Source organism: Streptomyces odontomachi (assembly GCF_024435355.1).
In the GTDB taxonomy this organism is placed as follows: Bacteria; Actinomycetota; Actinomycetes; order Streptomycetales; family Streptomycetaceae; genus Streptomyces; species Streptomyces odontomachi.
This window is the reverse complement of the sequence record NZ_JAMJWG010000021.1, coordinates 107,598-127,785: the sequence shown is the minus strand read 5'-3', so window position 1 is coordinate 127,785 and position 20,188 is coordinate 107,598. Positions and strand designations below refer to the sequence as shown.

General features: G+C 72.4%; 11 protein-coding genes and 4 pseudogenes. 10 read left to right on the top strand and 5 right to left on the bottom strand.

The features are described 5' to 3' along the window. Positions 1 to 12 precede the first annotated feature (12 nt). Positions 13 to 708 (bottom strand): MOSC domain-containing protein, encoded by a 696-nt coding sequence (locus NQO67_RS33635; RefSeq protein ID WP_255954169.1) that lies wholly within the window; start codon positions 706 to 708, stop codon positions 13 to 15. A 470-nt stretch (positions 709 to 1,178) separates the two neighbouring features. Then, positions 1,179 to 1,493 (bottom strand): annotated as a pseudogene (locus NQO67_RS33630) (WhiB family transcriptional regulator); the annotation flags it as partial. A gap of 485 nt (positions 1,494 to 1,978) precedes the next feature. Here NQO67_RS33630 and NQO67_RS33625 point away from each other — a divergent pair. From NQO67_RS33625 to NQO67_RS33610, 4 genes are all read left to right on the top strand, one after another. Further along, positions 1,979 to 2,590 carry a response regulator transcription factor gene (locus tag NQO67_RS33625; RefSeq protein WP_003948568.1) on the top strand — a complete coding sequence of 204 codons (612 nt, stop codon included), beginning with the start codon at positions 1,979 to 1,981 and terminating at the stop codon, positions 2,588 to 2,590. A gap of 252 nt (positions 2,591 to 2,842) precedes the next feature. Beyond that, entirely contained in the window at positions 2,843 to 3,418 is a 576-nt protein-coding gene (locus NQO67_RS33620) for a sigma-70 family RNA polymerase sigma factor (RefSeq protein ID WP_255954168.1), read from the top strand. A 133-nt stretch (positions 3,419 to 3,551) separates the two neighbouring features. Continuing rightward, on the top strand, positions 3,552 to 5,057 hold the full coding sequence (gene guaB, locus NQO67_RS33615; RefSeq protein WP_255954167.1) for an IMP dehydrogenase: 1,506 nt from the start codon (positions 3,552 to 3,554) through the stop codon (positions 5,055 to 5,057). A gap of 179 nt (positions 5,058 to 5,236) precedes the next feature. Beyond that, a complete protein-coding gene (locus tag NQO67_RS33610) occupies positions 5,237 to 6,361 on the top strand; it encodes a GuaB3 family IMP dehydrogenase-related protein (protein ID WP_255954166.1) in 1,125 nt (374 codons plus the stop codon). A gap of 65 nt (positions 6,362 to 6,426) precedes the next feature. Here the strand turns inward: NQO67_RS33610 and NQO67_RS33605 are convergent. Both NQO67_RS33605 and NQO67_RS44670 read right to left on the bottom strand, forming a co-directional pair. Beyond that, a pseudogene (locus NQO67_RS33605) lies at positions 6,427 to 7,554 on the bottom strand (nucleotide sugar dehydrogenase); the annotation flags it as partial. A gap of 105 nt (positions 7,555 to 7,659) precedes the next feature. Next, positions 7,660 to 7,797, bottom strand: a pseudogene (locus NQO67_RS44670) (nucleotide sugar dehydrogenase); the annotation flags it as partial. Positions 7,798 to 8,245: 448 nt separating this feature from the next. Between NQO67_RS44670 and NQO67_RS33600 the strand changes: the two are divergent. Continuing rightward, positions 8,246 to 9,952: a glycerol-3-phosphate dehydrogenase/oxidase gene (locus NQO67_RS33600; protein ID WP_255954164.1), complete on the top strand. Its 1,707-nt coding sequence runs from the start codon at positions 8,246 to 8,248 to the stop codon at positions 9,950 to 9,952. A gap of 316 nt (positions 9,953 to 10,268) precedes the next feature. Here NQO67_RS33600 and NQO67_RS33595 read toward each other — a convergent pair whose 3' ends face one another. Continuing rightward, positions 10,269 to 11,306, bottom strand: coding sequence for a serine hydrolase domain-containing protein (locus NQO67_RS33595; protein WP_255954163.1), 1,038 nt, complete (start codon positions 11,304 to 11,306; stop codon positions 10,269 to 10,271). Between the two features lie 148 nt (positions 11,307 to 11,454). Here NQO67_RS33595 and NQO67_RS44840 point away from each other — a divergent pair. From NQO67_RS44840 to NQO67_RS33575, 5 genes and pseudogenes are all read left to right on the top strand, one after another. Next, positions 11,455 to 12,298: pseudogene (locus NQO67_RS44840) on the top strand (serine/threonine-protein kinase); the annotation flags it as partial. Between the two features lie 290 nt (positions 12,299 to 12,588). After that, entirely contained in the window at positions 12,589 to 14,247 is a 1,659-nt protein-coding gene (locus NQO67_RS44900; protein WP_508493687.1) for a serine/threonine kinase C-terminal domain-containing protein, read from the top strand. Positions 14,248 to 14,594: 347 nt separating this feature from the next. Beyond that, positions 14,595 to 17,180: a serine/threonine kinase C-terminal domain-containing protein gene (locus NQO67_RS33585; protein ID WP_255954162.1), complete on the top strand. Its 2,586-nt coding sequence runs from the start codon at positions 14,595 to 14,597 to the stop codon at positions 17,178 to 17,180. Positions 17,181 to 17,313: 133 nt separating this feature from the next. Continuing rightward, the gene (locus NQO67_RS33580; protein ID WP_255954161.1) at positions 17,314 to 18,063 is read left to right on the top strand and encodes a class I SAM-dependent methyltransferase; all 750 of its coding nucleotides are present in this window, start codon (positions 17,314 to 17,316) and stop codon (positions 18,061 to 18,063) included. A gap of 186 nt (positions 18,064 to 18,249) precedes the next feature. Beyond that, positions 18,250 to 20,019 (top strand): serine/threonine-protein kinase, encoded by a 1,770-nt coding sequence (locus NQO67_RS33575; protein ID WP_255954159.1) that lies wholly within the window; start codon positions 18,250 to 18,252, stop codon positions 20,017 to 20,019. Positions 20,020 to 20,188 lie beyond the last annotated feature (169 nt).

Below are 20,188 nucleotides of genomic sequence, written 5' to 3'. Positions count from 1 at the left end.
CCGGCCCCGTGGTCACGCGTCCTGTGACCCTCGCGCCGCATACGCCCGCGCCCGCTTGAGCGCTGACGGGTTCAGCGCGTCGGCGGCGGCCAGCAACCGGGGCAGCAACTCGCGCTCCAGGGTCACCGCGCGGAACTGGAAGGCGACCGTCACCTCGTGGTCCGGACGGTGCACGATCTCGACGGGATCGCCCGCGCGGATCTCGCCCGGCTCCACCACGCGCAGGTACGCACCCGGCGCCGCCCGCGTCGTGAACCGCTTGATCCAGTCCTCCGTCCACCCGTCGGGCACCCGGGCCGCCATCTCCCCGGCGAAGGTGCGGCACGGGATGCGGCCGCTGGTCACCTCGACGATCAGGTCGGCACCGACGCGCCAGCGCTCACCGATCTTCGCGCCGCCCACGTCGACGCCCTGGGTGGTCAGGTTCTCGCCGAACATGCCGTTGCTCAGCGGTGCCCCCAGCTCACGCTGCCAGTCGTCCAGGTCCTCCCGGGCGAAGGCGTACACCGCCTGGTCGTTCCCGCCGTGGTGGGCCAGCGAGCACACCGCGTCGCCCGCCATGCCACTGCCCCCGACGCCCTTGGGTCCGGGCGCCGTGACCTGCACCGGTCCCTGAATCGGCCGCTTGTCGATACCGGTCACGCCGATCTTCGGGTCGGTGTAGGGGACCGCCTTGGGTCGGCCCACGTTGACCGAGAGAAGCTTCATGTCCGTACCGTAGACGGGCACGGCCTCCGGCTTCCACGGACTTCTTCGGCAGCGGGCGCCTCGGTGCGGCAGAGGAACCGGGGTGGGACGGGGAGAACACCTCGGTCGCACAAGGTGGTTGCAGAAACGTTCCTTCAATGGCGCCGTACGCCGTTCCCGTCCCAGACGTCGTCCGCGTCGGCGACGTCGTGGGGCATTCCCGAAGGAGACCCGGGCTGCCTCTCGGGCGCCACCTCGTGGGTCGCTCCCGCGGGTGACCCGGACAGCGCGTCGGGCAGTGGATCGGACAGCGGATCGGACAGCCGGTCGGACGCCGACTCGGACGACATCCCGGACGGACCCGTGGGGGCGGCCGCCGACCTGGTGGGCTCGTCATGGCCATGGGACGCCTCGTGTGCCCCGTGCACTCCATGCGCCCCGTGCGCCCCATGCGCCCCGTTCGTCGGGGTCTCCGCGTCGTGCACCACCCTGGCCGCCGTCCCGCCCGGGGCGGTGGTCACCAGGCGGGTGCGGGCGCGGCCCATCAGCTCTTCGCGCTCGTCCTCGGTCAGCCCGCCCCACACCCCGTACGGCTCGCGCACGGCCAGGGCGTGGGCGGCGCACTCGGCGCGGACCGGGCACCGCATGCAGACTTCCTTGGCCGAGTTCTCGCGCGCGCTGCGCGCCGCCCCGCGCTCGCCCTCCGGGTGGAAGAAGAGCGAGCTGTCGACCCCCCGGCAGGCCGCGAGCAGCTGCCAGTCCCACAGGTCTGCGTTGGGTCCGGGAAGGCGGGAGAAGTCTGCCATTGCATAACCCCTTGTGGTGCCTCGAAGCCGTGCTGCGCGTTGGAACGGGTGTCCCGGGGCGCGGGAAGGTGCCCGCGGGTAGATTTATGTATCTATACCGTCAAAGGAGATGAAAATATGATTCTTTGCAAATCTAGCCTCAGACACCAGTGAGAGGCAGGAAAACCAGCTGAACGGGTCATGACTCTTCGTGAAGGAACTGGTAGGGAACCGGCAGGGCCCAGTGAAAGATGCGGCCCCCGATCGGCTCGCCGAGCAGGCGCGATGCAGCCCCCTTCGCCGTGTCGGACCCCTCACGTAGAGTGCCGAAAGGAGCTCTCCGACCCGTAACTCTTTCGAGTGACCGTCGTTGAGAGTGCGGAAGTGGTTGAGGGAAAGCAGGGCTTCGGGCACGCGTCCGAGGGCTCAACCGCAGAGGTGACGATTCGTACCAGCTGGAGGCTCAAGGTGACGCGCAGCAGCTGTGAGAGCTACGGAGATCAGCCATGACATCCGTCCTCGTCTGTGACGACTCCCCGCTCGCCCGAGAGGCGCTGCGCCGTGCCGTGGCGACCGTGCCCGGCGTCGAGCGCGTGACGACGGCGGCCAACGGCGAGGAAGTCCTCCGCCGCTGGGGCGCCGACCGATCCGATCTGATTCTGATGGACGTGCGCATGCCGGGCCTCGGCGGCGTGGAGACCGTCCGCCGGCTGCTCTCGGCCGACCCCGGTGCGCGCATCATCATGCTCACCGTCGCCGAGGACCTGGACGGGGTGGCACTCGCGGTCGCCGCCGGTGCACGCGGCTACCTCCACAAGGACGCCTCGCGCGCCGAGCTGCGGGCCACCGTGACCCAGGCGCTCGCCGACCCCACCTGGCGGCTCGCCCCGCGCCGGCTGCGTTCCGCCGAAATGGGTGCGGCACCGACCCTCACCGCGCGTGAGATCCAGGTCCTGGAAGGCATGAGCCACGGCAGGTCCAACGCGGAGATCGGCCGGGAGCTCTTCCTCTCCGAGGACACCGTGAAAACGCACGCCAGACGCCTGTTCAAGAAGCTCGGCGCCTCCGACCGGGCGCACGCGGTCGCGCTCGGCTTCCGCTGGGGCCTGGTCCGCTGAGAGCGGCGAAGCTTCGGACGTGGCGTCCCCCGTCCGCCTTCTGGTGGACGGGGCGACGGACGCCCGGTGCTCGTTTCGCGGCCGATGCCGCATCCTTGAAGGGTGGAGTTCCTCAGGGACGAGCCAGCCGAGCGGAACGAGCGTGAGGGGAGAGCGCAGGGAATGAGTGCCGGCGCACCTACTCATAACGCTTCAGTGCACAACTACGGACGCGGTGCCGCGGAGCAAACGGCGCCAAGGCACCATGGTCTGATGCGTGACGACGGGACGACGATGATCGGTGCGCTCGTCCACCGCGCCGCGGGTGGCGACGAACAGGCCACCCACGACCTCCTAGCCCATGTCCACCCCCTCGCACTGCGCTACTGCCGGACCAGACTGTCCCGGTTGCCAGGGGATGCGCGGCACTTCGTGGAGGACCTGGCGCAGGAGGTGTGCGTGGCGGTGCTGCTCGCGCTGCCTCGCTACCGCGACACCGGCCGCCCCTTCGAGGCGTTCGTGTTCGCCATCGCCGCGCACAAGGTCGCCGACCTCCAACGTGCCGCCATGCGGCACCCCGGATCCACCGCCGTGCCCTCCGACGAGATGCCCGAGTGGCCCGACGACTCGCTCGGCCCCGAGGAGCGCGCCCTGCTCAGCAGCGATGCCGAGCGGGCCAAGGAACTCCTCGCCAACCTCCCGGACACCCAGCGCGAGCTGTTGCTGCTGCGCATCGCCGTCGGTCTCACGGCCGAGGAGACCGGCCGGCTGCTGGGCATGTCCCCGGGTGCCGTCCGGGTCGCGCAGCACCGTGCCCTCAGCCGGCTGCGTGCGCTCGCCGAGCAGTAGCCCCCGCCGTTCCGACGGCGCGTGATGCAGATCTCCGTCCGCCCGGCCGGACGATCTTCGGAGTGGAATGAGACGGTCCCCCAGCCCGTTAGCATGGACATCCGCACCGATCAAGGCCATTGGGGAAGGTGTCATGACGTCCGACATCGACGGAGTGCCCGATAAGTTCGCGACACTCGGGCTGACCTACGACGATGTACTGCTGCTGCCGGGCGCCTCGGACATGGCGCCGGACCAGATCGACACCGCATCGCGCATCTCGAGAAACGTCCGGGTGAACATCCCGCTGCTCTCCGCAGCGATGGACAAGGTCACCGAGGCCCGGATGGCGATCGCCATGGCCCGGCAGGGCGGCGTGGGCGTGCTGCACCGCAATCTGTCCATCGCCGACCAGGCCAACCAGGTCGACCTGGTCAAGCGGTCCGAGGCCGGCATGGTGACCGACCCGATCACCGTGCACCCGGACGCCACGCTCGCCGAGGCCGACGCGATCTGTGGCAAGTTCCGCATCAGCGGGGTACCGGTCGTCGACGGCAACGACAAACTGCTCGGCATCGTCACCAACCGCGACATGGCCTTCGAGACCGACCGCACGCGTCAGGTGCGCGAGGTCATGACGCCGATGCCGCTGGTCACCGGCAAGGTCGGGATCTCCGGCGTGGACGCGATGGCGCTGCTGCGCCGCCACAAGATCGAGAAGCTGCCGCTGGTCGACGACCACGGCGTGCTCAAGGGCCTGATCACCGTCAAGGACTTCGTGAAGGCCGAGCAGTACCCGAACGCCGCCAAGGACGCCGAGGGCCGCCTCATCGTCGGCGGCGCCGTCGGTGTCGCGGGTGATGCCTTCGAGCGTGCCCAGGCGCTGATCGAGGCGGGCGTCGACTTCATCGTGGTCGACACCGCCCACGGCCACTCGAAACTCGTCGGCGACATGGTCGCCAAGATCAAGTCGAACGCGTCCGTCGACGTCATCGGGGGCAACATCGCCACCCGGGACGGCGCCCAGGCGCTCATCGACGCCGGTGCCGACGGTGTCAAGGTCGGTGTCGGGCCCGGCTCGATCTGTACCACGCGGGTCGTCGCCGGTATCGGCGTACCGCAGGTGACGGCCATCTACGAGGCGGCCCGCGCCGCCCGTGCGGCCGGTGTTCCGGTGATCGGCGACGGTGGCCTCCAGTACTCCGGCGACATCGCCAAGGCGCTGGTCGCGGGCGCGGACACGGTCATGCTCGGCTCGCTGCTCGCCGGCTGCGAGGAGTCGCCCGGAGAGCTGCTGTTCATCAACGGCAAGCAGTTCAAGTCGTACCGCGGGATGGGCTCCCTCGGTGCCATGCAGACCCGCGGCGACAGCAAGTCGTTCTCCAAGGACCGCTACTTCCAGGAGGGCGTCGCCTCCGACGACAAGCTGGTGCCCGAGGGCATCGAGGGCCAGGTGCCCTACCGCGGTCCGCTCTCCGCCGTCGTCCACCAGCTGGTCGGCGGTCTGCGCCAGTCGATGTTCTACGTCGGCGGCCGTACCGTCCCCGAGTTGCAGGAGCGCGGCCGTTTCGTGCGGATCACCTCCGCGGGCCTCAAGGAGAGCCACCCGCACGACATCCAGATGACGGTCGAGGCACCGAACTACACGACCCGGGGCTGACCCCCGGGAACCCTGGACGCCCGGGTCATGCGGCCCGGGCGTCGTTGTGAGCGGGCGGACGCCGCCCCGGCCAGTGCGGTGCCGTGCAGACGGCGGGCGTCGGCAGCTCGCCCCCTTCGTCCCCGTCCGTGCCGTCGGGGATACTGGGGGCGCCGACACGCAAGAGGAGAGGCACTCACGTGACTGAGATCGAGATCGGGCGCGGCAAGCGCGGCCGTCGTGCGTACGCATTCGACGACATCGCGGTCGTCCCCAGCCGTCGTACGCGTGACCCGAAAGAGGTCTCGATCGCCTGGCAGATCGACGCCTACCGCTTCGAGCTGCCGTTCCTGGCCGCCCCCATGGACTCCGTCGTCTCCCCGCAGACCGCGATCCGCATCGGCGAGCTGGGCGGCCTCGGGGTGCTGAACCTGGAAGGCCTGTGGACGCGCTACGAGGACCCGCGGCCGCTGCTCGACGAGATCGCCGAGCTGCCCGGTGAGCGCGCCACCAGCCGCCTCCAGGAGATCTACGCGGCGCCCATCAAGGAAGAGCTGATCGGGCAGCGCATCAAGGAGGTGCGCGACTCCGGTGTGACCACGGCGGCGGCGCTCTCCCCGCAGCGCACGGCGCAGTTCTCCAAGGCCGTGGTGGACGCGGGCGTCGACATCTTCGTGATCCGCGGCACCACCGTCTCCGCCGAGCACGTCTCCGGGGCCGCCGAGCCGCTGAACCTGAAGCAGTTCATCTACGAGCTCGACGTGCCCGTCATCGTCGGCGGCTGCGCCACGTACACCGCAGCGCTGCACCTGATGCGCACCGGCGCCGCGGGCGTGCTGGTCGGCTTCGGCGGCGGCGCCGCGCACACCACCCGTAACGTCCTGGGCATCCAGGTCCCCATGGCCACCGCGGTCGCCGATGTGGCGGCCGCCCGGCGGGACTACCTGGACGAGTCCGGCGGTCGGTATGCGCACGTCATCGCGGACGGCGGCGTCGGCTGGTCCGGTGACCTCCCCAAGGCGATCGCCTGCGGGGCGGACGCGGTGATGATGGGCTCCCCGCTGGCCCGTGCCACGGACGCGCCCGGAAAGGGCCACCACTGGGGCATGGAGGCGGTGCACGAGGAGGTGCCGCGCGGCCAGAAGGTCGACCTCGGCACCGTCGGCACCATCGAGGAGGTCCTCACCGGGCCCTCCCACACCCCCGACGGCTCCATGAACTTCTTCGGCGCGTTGCGTCGCGCCATGGCGACGACCGGGTACAGCGAGCTCAAGGAGTTCCAGCGGGTCGAGGTCACGGTGGCGGACTCCCAGCACAAGCGGTGACGCCCGCCCCCGCGGGGTTGTGTCCATCCACAATTGCGCCTTCGGCGCCCCCGCGCCCGTCGTCGTCACAGACGTTGCGCCGACCCCGCCGGAGTCGCTCCCCGGGTGTCCAGCAGCAGCTGGGCCTTCACGGACAGTCCATGCAGGTCATACGTGCGGTGGTGCTGGAGCAGCAGCGTCAGGTCGGCGCCGGCGGCCGCCTCGTAGGGGCCCTCGGCGCGGGGCACGGGCCGGCCGCGTACGGTCCAGGCGGGCACATAGGGATCGTGGTAGTGGACCGCGGCACCCAGCTCCATCAGGCGCAGGGCGATCTCCTCGGCGGGTGAGCCCTGGAGGTCCGCTAGGTCCGCCTTGTAGGTGACCCCGAGCAGCAGCACGACCGCGCCGCGCGCCGACTTGCCGTGTTCGTTGAGGAGCGTCGTGGCCCGCTGCACCACATACCGGGGCATGCGGTTGTTGACCTGCTGGGCCAGCTCCACCATGCGCAGGGTGCGCACCGTCTGCGGCGGCCCCGAGGCGCCGTGCGCGAGGCGCCCGGACAGGTCCTGGGGCACTGCGTGGCCGCCGACGCCCGGACCGGGCCGGAACGCCTGGAAGCCGAACGGCTTGGTCTCGGCGCAGCGGATCACGTCCCAGATGTCCACGCCCAGGTCGTGGCAGAGCACCGCCATCTCGTTGACCAGGGCGATGTTCACATGGCGGTAGTTGGTCTCCAGCAACTGCACGGTCTCCGCCTCGCGCGGGCCGCGCGCCCGCACCACCTTCTCCGTGAGCCTGCCGTAGAAGGCGGCGGCCGACTCCGTGCAGGCCGGGGTGAGGCCGCCGATGACCTTGGGCGTGGCCGGGTAGCCGACCGGGCGGTGGCCCGGGTCGGTGCGCACGGGGGAGTAGGCCAGGTGGAAGTCGCGGCCGGCGCGCAGCCCCGAGCCCGCTTCGAGCAACGGCAGCAGGAAGTCCTGCGTGGTGCCGGGCGGCACCGGCGACTCCAGGATCACGGTGGTGTGCGGGCGCAGCCGGGCGGCCAGCGCACGGGCGGCCTCGGCGACCGGCCCGAGGCCGGGGCCGCCGTCCGGGCCCGGCGGTGTGGGCACGCAGATCACCGCGGTGCGCACCCGGCCGAGCTGGGCCGGGTCGGCGCCGGGGCAGGGCCCGCCGGCCGCCATGCGGCGCAGGTCGGCCGTGGTGAGCCCACCGCAGCCGCCGGCGTCCTGCGCCGGTGCGGCGGGCCGTGCGGCGCCGGATTCGTGCGGCGCCCGGCCGGTGTCGTGCACCGCACGGGCAGCGTCCGTGTTGCGGCCGGATTCCTGGGTACTGCGGCCGGGGGCCGGAGGCGGCACGCGGTCGTAGCCGAGGGTGCGGATGCCGGCGGCCACGGCGGCTTGGGCGAGCGGCAGACCGAAGGGGCCGAGGCCGATCACGGCGAGATCTGCGGGCATGGTGTGCGGCGTCCTTCCCGATAGCCGGCGAGGGAGGATCACGCAAGTCCGGTGGACAGACTGGACCAGCGCAATGTCACACTAGGAGTAAATATGACCGTGATGCCGGATTGACTCGGCCGAAATTCGCCTGCGGTAGCCCGGAGTTATCCGCAGTCCTGCGGTGCATGTCCGGTATGGGAAATGTTCTTCCCGTCCGAAAGGGGTGGCGTGCGCGGCGTGATCCGTTGAGGGTGGTGGTGGGGGAGGGGCCGGCCCATGGTGGCTGAAGTCGAACAACGCGGTCAGACTCAGACGTGAGGGATGCACGTTCGACCGGGCACCCGGGCGAGGGGCCCGAGCCGGCGCTCGGGACCGGGCAGGGCGCACGCGCCCGCACGGCACCGGGCCGGCGAGCACCCCGAGGAGAGCGCAGGGCGTGAGAGCGCGAGAGGCGACGGGAGACAGCGTGAGGACAGCGACACTGGGACCGGCGGACCGCGCCGAGTCACTGGCGGCAATGGCCGAGCGGGAGCTTGACGTGCTGGTCGTGGGCGGCGGCGTGGTCGGCGCGGGCACGGCCCTTGACGCCGTGACCCGTGGCCTGTCCACCGGTCTCGTCGAGGCACGGGACTGGGCGTCGGGCACGTCGAGCCGGTCGAGCAAGCTCATACACGGCGGTCTGCGTTATCTGGAGATGCTGGACTTCGCCCTGGTCAGGGAGGCACTGAAGGAGCGTGGCCTGCTCCTGGAGCGGATCGCGCCGCATCTCGTCAAGCCGGTGCCGTTCCTGTACCCGCTCCAGCACCAGGGCTGGGAGCGGCTCTACGCGGGCTCGGGTGTGGCGTTGTACGACGTGATGTCGATGGCCAAGGGCCACGGCCGCGGCCTGCCCATGCACCGGCACCTCTCGCGGCGGCACGCACTGCGCGTGGCCCCCTGCCTGCGGAAGGACGCCCTGGTCGGCGCCCTCCAGTACTACGACGCCCAGATGGACGACGCGCGCTTCGTCGCCACCCTGATCCGCACCGCGGCCTCGTACGGCGCGCGGGTCGCCAACCGCACCCGGGTGATCGGCTTCCTCCGGGAGGGCGAGCGGGTCGTCGGCGCACGCGTGCGCGACCTGGAGGCCGACGGCGAGTACGAGATCCGCGCCAAGCAGGTCGTCAACGCCACCGGCGTGTGGACGGACGACACCCAGGCGCTGATCGGCGAGCGCGGCCAGTTCCACGTCCGGGCGTCCAAGGGCATCCACCTGGTCGTCCCGAAGGACCGGATCCACTCCACCACGGGCCTGATCCTGCGGACCGAGAAGAGCGTGCTCTTCGTCATCCCCTGGGGCCGGCACTGGATCGTCGGCACCACCGACACCGACTGGGACCTCGACAAGGCCCACCCGGCCGCGTCCAGCGCCGACATCGACTACCTCCTCGAGCACGTGAACTCCGTCCTCGCCGTCCCCCTGACCCGGGACGACGTCCAGGGCGTGTACGCCGGCCTGCGCCCCCTGCTCGCCGGGGAGTCGGAGGCCACCAGCAAGCTCTCGCGCGAGCACACCGTGGCCCACACCGCCCCCGGGCTCGTGGTGGTGGCGGGCGGCAAGTACACGACGTACCGCGTGATGGCCAAGGACGCCGTGGACGAGGCCGTGCACGGGCTCGACCAGCGCGTCGCGGACTGCGTCACCGAGGACGTCCCGCTGATCGGCGCCGAGGGCTACAAGGCGCTGTGGAACGCCCGCGCCCATCTCGCCGTCAAGACCGGCCTGCACGTCGTCCGCGTCGAACACCTGCTGAACCGCTACGGATCGCTCATAGAGGAAGTCCTCGACCTCATCGCCGCCGACCCCACCCTCGGCGCCCCGCTCACCGGCGCCGACGACTACCTGCGCGCCGAGGTCGTCTACGCCGCCTCGCACGAAGGGGCGCGCCACCTCGACGACGTCCTGACCCGCCGCACCCGCATCTCCATCGAGACCTTCGACCGCGGCACCCGGTGCGCCCGCGAGGCGGCCCAGCTCATGGCCCCCGTACTCGGCTGGGACGCGGACCGCACGGACCGGGAGGTGGAGCACTACGAGAAGCGGGTGGAGGCCGAGCGGGAATCCCAGCGGCAGCCGGATGACTTGACGGCGGATGCGGCGCGGCTCGGTGCGCCGGACATCGTCGCGGGTTAGCCCGCGGGCCCTTTCGTGACCCCGGCGGTCCGGGGTGCCCACGTGGGGTGCCCGGGCGGTCCGGGGGCCCACTTTCCGGGGCCGGGGCGGCTCGGGGTGCCCACCCAAGGGGCGCGGGGAACTGCGCGACCAGCCACGATGTGACCTTGCAGGTCGCCACCGGCCCAAAGGGGCAGTTTCTGTCGCATCCGGACCACCGGCCGGTGGGTGGTTGCTCGCGCCCACGCGGCGGAGCCGCATATCGACACAGTCCCGCGCCCCTTTTCGGGGGCGCCTTCGGCGCCCGAATAGCCGGCGGCAGGGGGAGTCGTAGGGCTCACCCCCTACAGAACTCACCCCTGAGCAGCGCCGACTCCGCCCGCCGCGTAGGCGCCTCGTCCGTGTTCAGGCGGTACGTCAGGACGTGCCGCCCGTCCCGCGTCGCGACGCTGCGCACGTAACTCCCCACGATGCGACCGTTGTGGCCCCACACGGTCACCCCGCAGGACAGCCGCTGGGGATACACCCCGAGGCCGTACAGCCCGTGGGTGGCCCGGGTGTCCAGCATCCGGGCGAGTTGGGCGGGCGGCAGCAGCCGGCCGTCGAGCAGTGCGGTGTAGAAGCGGTCGAGGTCGTCCAGGGTGGAGACCAACTCGCCCGCCGCTCCCGCGACCCGGGGATCGAGGTCGGTGACATCGCGGCCCCCGGCGGTGTGCGCCCGACCGTGCGGCGTGGGCAGGGTGGTACGGCCGCCGGGGAAGGACGTGCCGGTCAGGTGCAGCGGCTCGATGATGCGCCGGCGCGTCACCGTCGCGTACGGCTCGCCGGTGACCTGCTCGATCACCATGCCGAGCAGCACGTAGTCGGTGTTGGAGTAGGCGAAGGCGCCGCGCGGTGTCGGCGGATGGGAGAGTGCGAGACGCACCGCGTCGCCCGGGGGGAGGGGCACGGCGCCGCCGGTGTCCGCCGTGTAGTCGTACAGCCCGCTGGTGTGGTCGAGCAGCGCGTGCAGGGTCAGCGCCCGTCCGTCGTTGCCGTGCCCGCGCACCAGGCCCGGAAGATGGTCGTCGACGGTGTCGGACAGCGAAAGCCGGTGTTCAGCGGCGAGTTGCAGCACCACCGTGGCGAGGAAGGTCTTCGTGATGCTGCCCGCGCGGAAGTGGTCCGCACGCCGGATCGCCGGCCCGCTCCGTACGAACCGTGTACCGGTCTCGTCGCGGGTCAGCAGCGCAACGGTCTGGCCCTTGCCCTTGTCGGCGAGCAAGGGAAGAGTGGCGCCCGAAGCTTGGTCCCCGGTCACGGGCGCGCTGCCCGAGACCAGGCCGAGCAGGACCACGGTCAGCGAGAGCGCCGGCAGTGTCCGAAGTACGGGCATGAAGTCCTCCCTTGTCATCCCGCCGGGGCCCGGCCCATCATGCGGGACGGCAGCCCTCCCGGCGGACCCGGGGATCACCCCGTGAGGGGCATCCCTGGCGGTGGGGGACAATGGGGGCTTGAGTCGGGGCGGGTTGCAGAGGGGACACATGTCGGAGGCGGAGCAGGCGGAGGACAAGACCCGCCGGGACACGGGGGCACGTCTCCTCGCCGGTCGGTACCGGTTGGGCAAGGTGCTGGGCCGCGGCGGCATGGGCACGGTCTGGCGCGCGGCGGACGAGATGCTGGGCCGCACCGTCGCCATCAAGGAACTGCGTTTCCCCTCCAGCGACGAGGACGAGAAGCGTCGCCTCATCACGCGCACCCTGCGCGAGGCCAAGGCCATCGCCCGGATTCACGACCGCAGCGCGGTGACGGTGTTCGACGTCGTCGAGGAGGACGACCGCCCCTGGATCGTGATGGAGCTGATCGAGGGCAAGTCGCTCGCCGAGGTCATCCGCGAGGACGGCGTGCTGACCCCGCAGCGCGCCGCCGTGGTGGGCCTCGCCGTCCTCGACGTGCTGCGCGCTGCGCACCGCCAGGGCATCCTGCACCGCGATGTGAAGCCGTCCAACGTGCTCATGTCGGAGGACGGCCGGGTGGTGCTGACCGACTTCGGGATCGCCCAGGTCGAGGGTGACCCGTCCATCACCTCGACCGGCATGCTCGTCGGCGCCCCGTCGTACATCTCCCCGGAGCGCGCCCGCGGTCACCGCCCCGGCCCGGCCGCCGACCTGTGGTCGCTCGGTGGTCTGCTGTACGCCTGCGTGGAGGGCGTCCCGCCGTACGACAAGGGGTCCGCCATCGCGACCCTCACGGCCGTCATGACCGAACCGCTGGAGCGGCCCAAGAACGCGGGCCCGCTGGAGAAGGCCATCTGCGGTCTGCTCGCCAAGGACGCCGACGAGCGCCTCGACGACGCGGCGGCCCGCGCGCTGCTTCGTGCCGTCATCGACGGCGTGGAACTCCCGACGGTCGGGCCCGGCGACGACACGGCGACGACCTCGCTGGTCCTGCCGCCCACCAAGCGGCAGTCCGGCAAGCCGGAGGACAGCGCTCCGGCCACCGGCGCGGCCGCCGAAGCGCCCGCTGACGCGCCGTCCGACCCGGCCCCGGATGCGTCGAGCGGGGGCGCCGCGGACATCGGCGCGGACGCCGAGGCCGACACCGCGCCCGCCGCCGGACAGCAGCATGCCGGCGCCGCGAGCCCCTCCCACACCGCGGCGGCTGAGGGAGCGGTCGCGATGGGCGCCGCCGGTGCCGCGGCAGCGGTGGCGTCACGCCAGGATGCCGTCTCCGCACCGAACGACGCCGTCCCCGGGCGGGACCCGGTGTCCGGGCAGTATGGCGATGTCGACGTCGCCGATCGGAACGCCCCGTCCGATCCGGCTGCCGGGCAGCACGATCCCACCGCGGCACCCGATCCGAGCCCCGCCGGTGTCGCGGACGACCGCGGTGCCGGCGCGGGCGGCAGGGATGCGGTGCCGTCCACGGGGGCGGACGCCTCCGCGGCCTCGACGGGTGATGCCTCGGTACCGGCCGGCTCCGACGGAGTCCAGGCCCACGACAAGGCGGAGGACCGGCCCACGGATCGGGCGGACGAGGTGTCCGGGTCGCCGGAAGCGGCGTCGGGTGCTCCTTTCGACGCCCCGCCTGCCGACGCCGTTTCCGGCCGGGACGACGCCGTTTCCGGCGCGGCCCCGGCCGACCAGGCGAGCCCCGGTGATCCGGACCCGAACGCGTACCGGACGTTCGGAGCCCACGACGCGGTCGCGGACTACCAGGACGAGATGACCACCGTTCTCGGCGGAAACGGTCAGCCGCTGCCGGTCGACGCCGAGGCGTCCGGCCGTACGGCGGGCCCGGTGTCGTTCGACAAGCCGGCCCACGACACGGCAGCCCACGGCGCGGCGGCGCCCGCCGCGGACGGCTCCGAGACACCGGTGGCGGACACCTCGCTGCCGGGCTTCGGCCCGGCTCCCGACCCGTTCGGCACGCCCACCGACCCGTCGCAGGCCCATGGCTCGACCGGGACCGACGGCCCGGGTGGATCCGGTGACCCGTCCGCGGTCATGGCGTCGACGGGGACCTCTGGACCCGCCGGCCCGACGGCTCCCGGGGCCCTGCCGACCGTGCCGCACACCCACGCCCGGCCGTCCGGCAAGCGGCCGGCGACCCGCCGCGCCCTGATGATCACGGCCCTGGTGGTCGTGGTGGCCGTGCTCGGCACCGTGCTGGCGCTGAAGCTCACGAACGGCAGTGGCGACGACACCGCGCACGGCCAGGACACCGGAGGCACCAGCACGTCCGGCGGGGCCAGCGCGGGAGGCGACGGCGGCAAGGGCACCGACGGTGGCAAGGGCACCGACAACGACCAGGGCCAGCACCAGGACTCCGGCGGTTCCGACGGCCAGGCGTCCGGAGGCTCGGGGAAGGGCGGCAGCGGGGGCGGCTCCGGCGACACGGACCAGGGCGCCGCCGCGCGGACGTACAAGTCGACCAGCTTCTCGATAGGGCTGCCGGCGGGCTGGAAGGTGACCTCCACCGACGGCGCCGGAGTCCACTTCACCGGCCCCGACCAGCAGGAGTTGCTGATCGGCACGACGGCGTCCCCGGAGGCCAACCCGTTCCTCGACTGGAAGCAGCAGGAAGACAACATCCACCTGGACCAGTACCACCGCATCCGCATCGAGCCGGTCGGCTACCGCGACTGGCTCGCGGCCGACTGGGAGTTCACCTTCGTCAAGGACGGCACCAAGTTCCGCCGGATCGACCGCGGATTCGTCGTCAACTCCCACCTCGGGTACGCGATGATGTACACGGCCAAGGCCGACTCCTGGGGCTCGGACCTGCGCCACGACACCTGGAACACCTTCACCCGCACCTTCCAGCCCAAGTCTTGAGCGGCGCCCGGGGCCCGCAGTCCGGGGCCCCGGCCCCTGCCGTGCCCGTCCACGCTGATCGCCACGGGTGACCGATCGCCGGGTGAGCCGGGGGCGCCGCGCCGATCCAGTGCAACCGCCGCGCCACGCAGGCCGGTTCGGCGACGGACCGGGCAACGTGACGTATCGGCAGGTCAGGTGGGGTTCGTGAGGGCGCGGTGACGGCTGGTCCGATCTGTTATCCACATCTGCTCGATACGGTTGTGGTTCGGCACGTATCGTGAGTGGTTGTGGACCGTACGCATTCGACGGACTGCGCTCGGTTCCGGTGAGAACGGAAAGTGCCACGATCGGAAGGGGGCCGCGCCGTGGACGACTACGCGGGCCGGGTACTCGCCGACCGCTACCGCCTGCCGCTTCCCCCGTCCGACGAGTACGAACTCGCCCAGACCCGTGCATTCGACACCTACAGCGGACAGGAAGTCCTGGTCCGCCAGGTCCCGTTGCCCGAGGTCGTCGAGGCCGAAGTGCTGGACGCGGACGGCCTTCCGGAGGGTTTCACCGCCCGCGGTGGCCTGCCGGGGGCGCGGCGGCCCGGCAGCCGGGCCATGGCGGGTGCCGTCCGCACCTCGTCGGACCCGGCGGTACGGCGCGCGATCGAGGCCGCGCAGGCCGCCGCCCAGATCCCCGACCACCCCCGTCTCGACCAGGTCTTCGACGTGTTCGCCGAGGACGGCTCGCTGTGGATCGTCAGCGAAGTGGTCGCCGCGAGCCCGCTCGACGCCCTCCTCGCCGAGTCCCCCCTGTCGCCGTACCGCGCGGCGGAGATCGCCGCCGACGTGCTGACCGCCCTGCGCGCCCTGCACGCGCACGGCTGGGTGCACCGCAACATCACCACCCGCACCGTCCTGGTCTGCGACGACGGCCGGGTGCTGCTCACCGGCCTGGCGGCCGGCGCCGCCGAAGAGGCCCTGTGCGGGTACGACCCGACTCCGGACCCCGCCGCCCTCGCCCTCGCTCCCAGCGGCGAGCTGCCCCGGTCGCCCATGGGCGACACCGGCTCCTGGAGCCACGGCGGCGGCCCGGGCAGCGGGTTCGGCGACCGGGGAGACGGTCCTGGGGGCGGTTCGGGCGGCGGTTACCCGGATCGACCGGGCGTCTTCCCCGGTGACCCGGGGGGTTCAGGCGGTCCGGGCAGTCCGGGAGGTCCGGGCGACCCTTCGAGCGGTCCGGCGTACGGGACCACCGGTGGGCTGTCGCCCGCTGCCCGCCCGACCGGCCCCGCAGGCCCCCCGACCGGCCCCGCCGGACTCGACGCCGCGGGCCGCCCCGGCCCGTCGAGCCCCTACCCGGGGTCGAACGGCATGGATGCCCGAGCCGCCCGCGCCGGCGCCATCGCCGCCTACCGTGCCGGTGCCCGGGCCGCCGCCCGCAGCCAGGAGGAGCAGCGCGGCGAGGCCGGGCGCCGCGGCCTGCCGCCGGCCCAGGGCGACGCCGCGCCCGGTCTGCCCCCCGCCCAGGGTGACGAGCCGAGCGGGCCGCCCGGACAGATCGCCGACCCGTACGGAGTGCGCCCGGTCGGGCCCTGGCCGCCGCGCCGCGAGCCGGACCCGTCCGTCACGGGCCACCTCGGCCAGCGTCCCGGGGCCGGCACGGGCCTGCCCGTGCCCGGCGGTACCGACGGGGGCGAGCCCGCGGGCTGGGGCGCCGGCGGCGCGGTGCGCCGCGGGCCCGCCACGCCGCTCGCCGCCGAGCGTGCCCGGCAGGCCCGGATGGCCGTCGTCGGCCCCGTCACGGAGCGCTGGGCCCCCGAGCAGGCCGGGCCGGTGCACGAGAACTGGCAGCTGGCCCCGCCCATCGGCCCCGCCACCGACCTGTGGGCGCTGGGCGCGCTGCTGTTCCGGGCCGTGCAGGGCCATGCGCCCTATCCGGAGGAGAGCGCTCCGGAGCTGGTCGAGATGGTGTGCTCCGAGCCGCCCGCATTCGCCGAGGAATGCGGCCCGCTGCGTCCCGTGGTCGAGTCGCTGCTGCGTCAGGACCCTTCCGAGCGGCCCGACTTCGAGGAGCTGCGCGGCTGGCTGCGTTCCCTCGTGCGCTCCGCGCCCGAGCCGGAGGCCGGCTTCCATGTCGCCCCGGCCCCGCCGGCCGACGCCGAGCGGTTGCCGATCGTCCGCCGCCGCGGCGAGCTGATCCGCCGTCGCAAGGGGATAGTCGTCACCACCGGCGGCCGGCACAAGCGGGGTGGCAAGCCGGCGCCGCGGCGGCTCGGCCGCACCTTGCTCGCGCTGGTGTTCCTGGGCCTCGCGGCGGCCGTGGCGTACGCGATGCTGTTCATGCCGAAGGCCGGCACCGGCGACCAGCAGGCCGGGGGGAGCGGCGGCGCGAGCGCGGAGCCCGGCCGGTCCGCCGGCACCGGCACCCAGGGCGCCACGCCCGGTCAGGGCGGCAGCGGCGGCCAGAGCACCGGCTCCGACCAACCGCAGACCTCGCACACCGGGCTCCCCTCGGGCTACACCCTCCACAAGGACCCCGAAGGCTTCCAGATAGCCGTGGCCAACGGCTGGCACCGCCAGGCCAGGAACTCCCTGGGACAGGTCGTCTACAGCAAGGACGGCTTCCAGCTGATCGTCGTCCCCGGCCGTGACACCGCGAAGTCCGACGGCACCGACCCGATGGTGTACCAGCGCGAGAAGGAGCACGAGCTCCAGCCCTACCGCGACTCCAGCTGGGCCACCAGCGGAGGCATGCGCACCACCGAGGTCGGCGACCGTGTCATGGCGGAGGGCCAGTTCACCTGGCAGGGCTCCGGCGACGGCGAGGTCTACGCCCGCAACCTCGCCCTCCTCCTCGACGGCCGCTACCACATCGTCCAGATCAGGGGCCCGGAGTCGCAGCGCGACAAGGTGGACGCCCTGTACGAGCAGGCGTCGGCGACGTACCAGTACACGGGTTGAGCCGTACCCGTACCCGCCCGCCCCCGTACCCGCATCCGGTCGAGCAGCTGCATCGGTGCGCGGGCCGGGGCCGGCGGAGGGGCGGCGGAAACTGCGTCGACGGCGACGCAGGGTGCCGGGCATCGTAGACACCATGCGACAGGATGAGATCTGGGACGCCGAGGCCGCCCAGAGGTACGACACGCCCGGCACCGGCATGTTCGCACCCGACGTGCTCGATCCGGTGGTGGACCGCCTTGCGGAACTCGCCGACGGCGGACGGGCGCTGGAGTTCGCCGTCGGCACCGGCCGCGTGGCCGTTCCGCTCGCCCAGCGCGGCGTCCCGGTCGTCGGCATCGAGCTCTCGCAGCCGATGATCGACCAGCTGCGCACGAAGGCGGACGACGCGACGATCCCGGTCGTCGTCGGCGACATGGCGACCGCCACGGCGCCGGGGGCGGGATCCTTCCCGCTCGTCTACCTCGTCTTCAACACGATCTCGAACCTGCTCACGCAGGACGAGCAGGTCAGCTGCTTCCGCAACGCCGCCCGCCACCTCGCACCCGGCGGACGGTTCGTCATCGAGCTGTGGGTGCCCGAGCTACGGAAGCTGCCGGCCGATCAGCAGGCCACGGTCTGGCACTGCGAGCCGGGCTACATCGGTCTTGACACCTACGACCACCTGCACCAGCGGGTCGTCTCCCACCACTTCCGTTTCGGCGACGGCCATGCGGCGGAGCTCTTCCGCAGCCCGCACCGCTACATCTGGCCGGCCGAGCTGGACCTCATGGCCCAACTGGCCGGATTCGAGAAGGAGTCCCGGCACGCCGACTGGTCCGGAGCAGAGTTCACCGCCGACTCACGCTCCCACGTCTCCGTCTACCGAATGCCTCAGGACACCTGATTCCCGGACAGTTGACCTTCTCGGTCCCCATGTCCCGTAAGGCCGTTTCAGGGCCGCACAAGGATGACAGGTCGCAGGCGTATCGTGCGTCACAGTGCGGTTTCCGTGCGGCCTGCCGTGTTCCCTGTCTGCGGCGGCCTCCCTAGGCTGGCCCTGTCAAGAACTTTGCGGGGGAACGTGAATCAGATGCAGAGCCTGCTCCTTGCGGGTCGCTACCGGCTCGGTGAGTCCATCGGTCGGGGTGGCATGGGGCGGGTGTGGCGTGCCCACGACGAGGTACTGCACCGGACCGTGGCGGTCAAGGAACTGACGGCCGCCCAGTACGCACAGGAAAGCGACCGCCGCGTCCTCCTGGCCCGCACCCAGACGGAGGCACGCGCCGCCGCCCGGATCAACCACCCCGCCGTCGTCACCATCCACGACGTCCTGGAACACGACGACCGGCCGTGGATCGTGATGGAACTGGTGGAGGGCTCCTCCCTCGCCGACGTCGTCAGGGACTCCGGCGCGCTCGACGCCGCGTATGCCGCGCGGGTCGGCCTCTGGGTGCTGCGCGCGCTGCGCGCCGCGCACGCCGCCGGTGTGCTGCACCGCGACGTCAAGCCGGCCAACGTCCTGCTCTCCGACGACGGCCGGGTCCTGCTCACGGACTTCGGCATCGCCTACATGGAGGGCGACACGACCCTCACGAAGACCGGCGAGATAGTCGGCTCGGTGGAGTACCTCGCGCCCGAGCGGGTGCACGGCGCCGACCCGACACCCGCCTGCGACCTGTGGGCGCTCGGCGCGACGCTCTACACGGCCGTCGAGGGCAGTTCCCCCTTCCGACGCGCGACCCCCCTGGCGACCATGCAGGCCGTGGTCGACGACGAGCCCCCCGTGCCGCCGAACGCGGGCCCCCTCGGCCCCGTCATAGCGGCACTGCTGGACAAGGATCCGGCCAGCCGGCCCCCCGCGGCGGCGACGGAAGCGATGCTCGCCGCCGCCGCGGAGGGCCGCTGGCCCGCCTCCGGTCAGCCGGACGACCAGCCCACCCGCGTCCACCAGTACCAGCCACCGTCATACGAGAGCACACCGCCCACCGGCTACCCGCCAGCGCCCCCGATACCGCAGGGCGCGGCACCCCCGATACCGCAGGGCGCAGCGCCCCCGATACCCCAGGGCGCAGCGCCCACGCACCCCGGCGGGGGCCACGCTCCGGGTCCGTACGACGCCTACGGGCCGTCCGGGACACCGGTGCCGGGGCTCGGCCACAACACCGCGGTACCGCAGGCCGGCGAGTACCGACCCGCCAAGAGCGGGCGGCGCGGCTGGACCGTGGTGGCGGCCACGGTCGCGGCGGTCGCGCTCGTCGGCGGTGGCACGTTCCTCGGACTGCACTACGCGAACGGCAGCAGCAGCAACGGCGCGCTCCCCCCGGACTCCACCCCCTCCACCTCGTCGTCCTCCTCGCCCTCGGCGCCGTCGACCTCGGCGAGCGGACAGCCGGGCGGCACGGTGCCGAACGGCTGGAAGCAGGTGGACGACCCGGCCGGGTTCAGCCTGGCGGTGCCGCACGGCTGGCAGCGCAAGCCCAGTGGCACCCAGATCGACTACACGCCCGACAACGGCAAGCACTTCGTGCGGATCAGCATCGACCGCGCGCCCGACTTCGGCAGCCCCTACGAGCACCAGCTGGACCTGGAGAAGCAGCTGGGCGCCCTGCCGGACTACCGGAAGGTGAGTCTGGCCGCCAACATCTTCCGGGACCGGACCGGCTCGCTGTGGGAGTTCACCTGGACTGCCAGGTCCAATCAGGACGACTTCCCCGGCCCGCGGCACGCCATCGAGCAGACCTACTACGACCGCGACGGCGTCGAGTACGCGATCTACGTGTCGTCCCCGGAAGCCGGCTGGACCAAGGCGCGCCAGCAGTTCGACGTGATGCTGCGCAGCTGGCAGCCGCCCGCGTCCTGACCACGCCGGGGGCGTGGCCCACCTCGGGGTGCGCACGGCGCGTACGGCATCCACGGCGCTGCCGCCACGCGCGGCGCCCACGACGCTCGCGCGGGCGATGGGCGATCTTCGGACAACCCCGTGCGACCTGGCCTTAAGGCCCCCCTTCGGGGCGGTGGCGCTGGGGCAT

Excerpts from the sequence above, each read along its gene's own strand:
- NQO67_RS33635 (WP_255954169.1), bottom strand. The coding sequence starts at position 708 with ATGAAGCTTCTCTCGGTCAACGTGGGCCGACCCAAGGCGGTCCCCTAC.
- NQO67_RS33625 (WP_003948568.1), top strand. The coding sequence starts at position 1,979 with ATGACATCCGTCCTCGTCTGTGACGACTCCCCGCTCGCCCGAGAGGCG.
- NQO67_RS33620 (WP_255954168.1), top strand. The coding sequence starts at position 2,843 with ATGCGTGACGACGGGACGACGATGATCGGTGCGCTCGTCCACCGCGCC.
- guaB (WP_255954167.1), top strand. The coding sequence starts at position 3,552 with ATGACGTCCGACATCGACGGAGTGCCCGATAAGTTCGCGACACTCGGG.
- NQO67_RS33595 (WP_255954163.1), bottom strand. The coding sequence starts at position 11,306 with ATGCCCGTACTTCGGACACTGCCGGCGCTCTCGCTGACCGTGGTCCTG.
- NQO67_RS44900 (WP_508493687.1), top strand. The coding sequence starts at position 12,589 with ATGGGCGCCGCCGGTGCCGCGGCAGCGGTGGCGTCACGCCAGGATGCC.
- NQO67_RS33580 (WP_255954161.1), top strand. The coding sequence starts at position 17,314 with ATGCGACAGGATGAGATCTGGGACGCCGAGGCCGCCCAGAGGTACGAC.
- NQO67_RS33575 (WP_255954159.1), top strand. The coding sequence starts at position 18,250 with ATGCAGAGCCTGCTCCTTGCGGGTCGCTACCGGCTCGGTGAGTCCATC.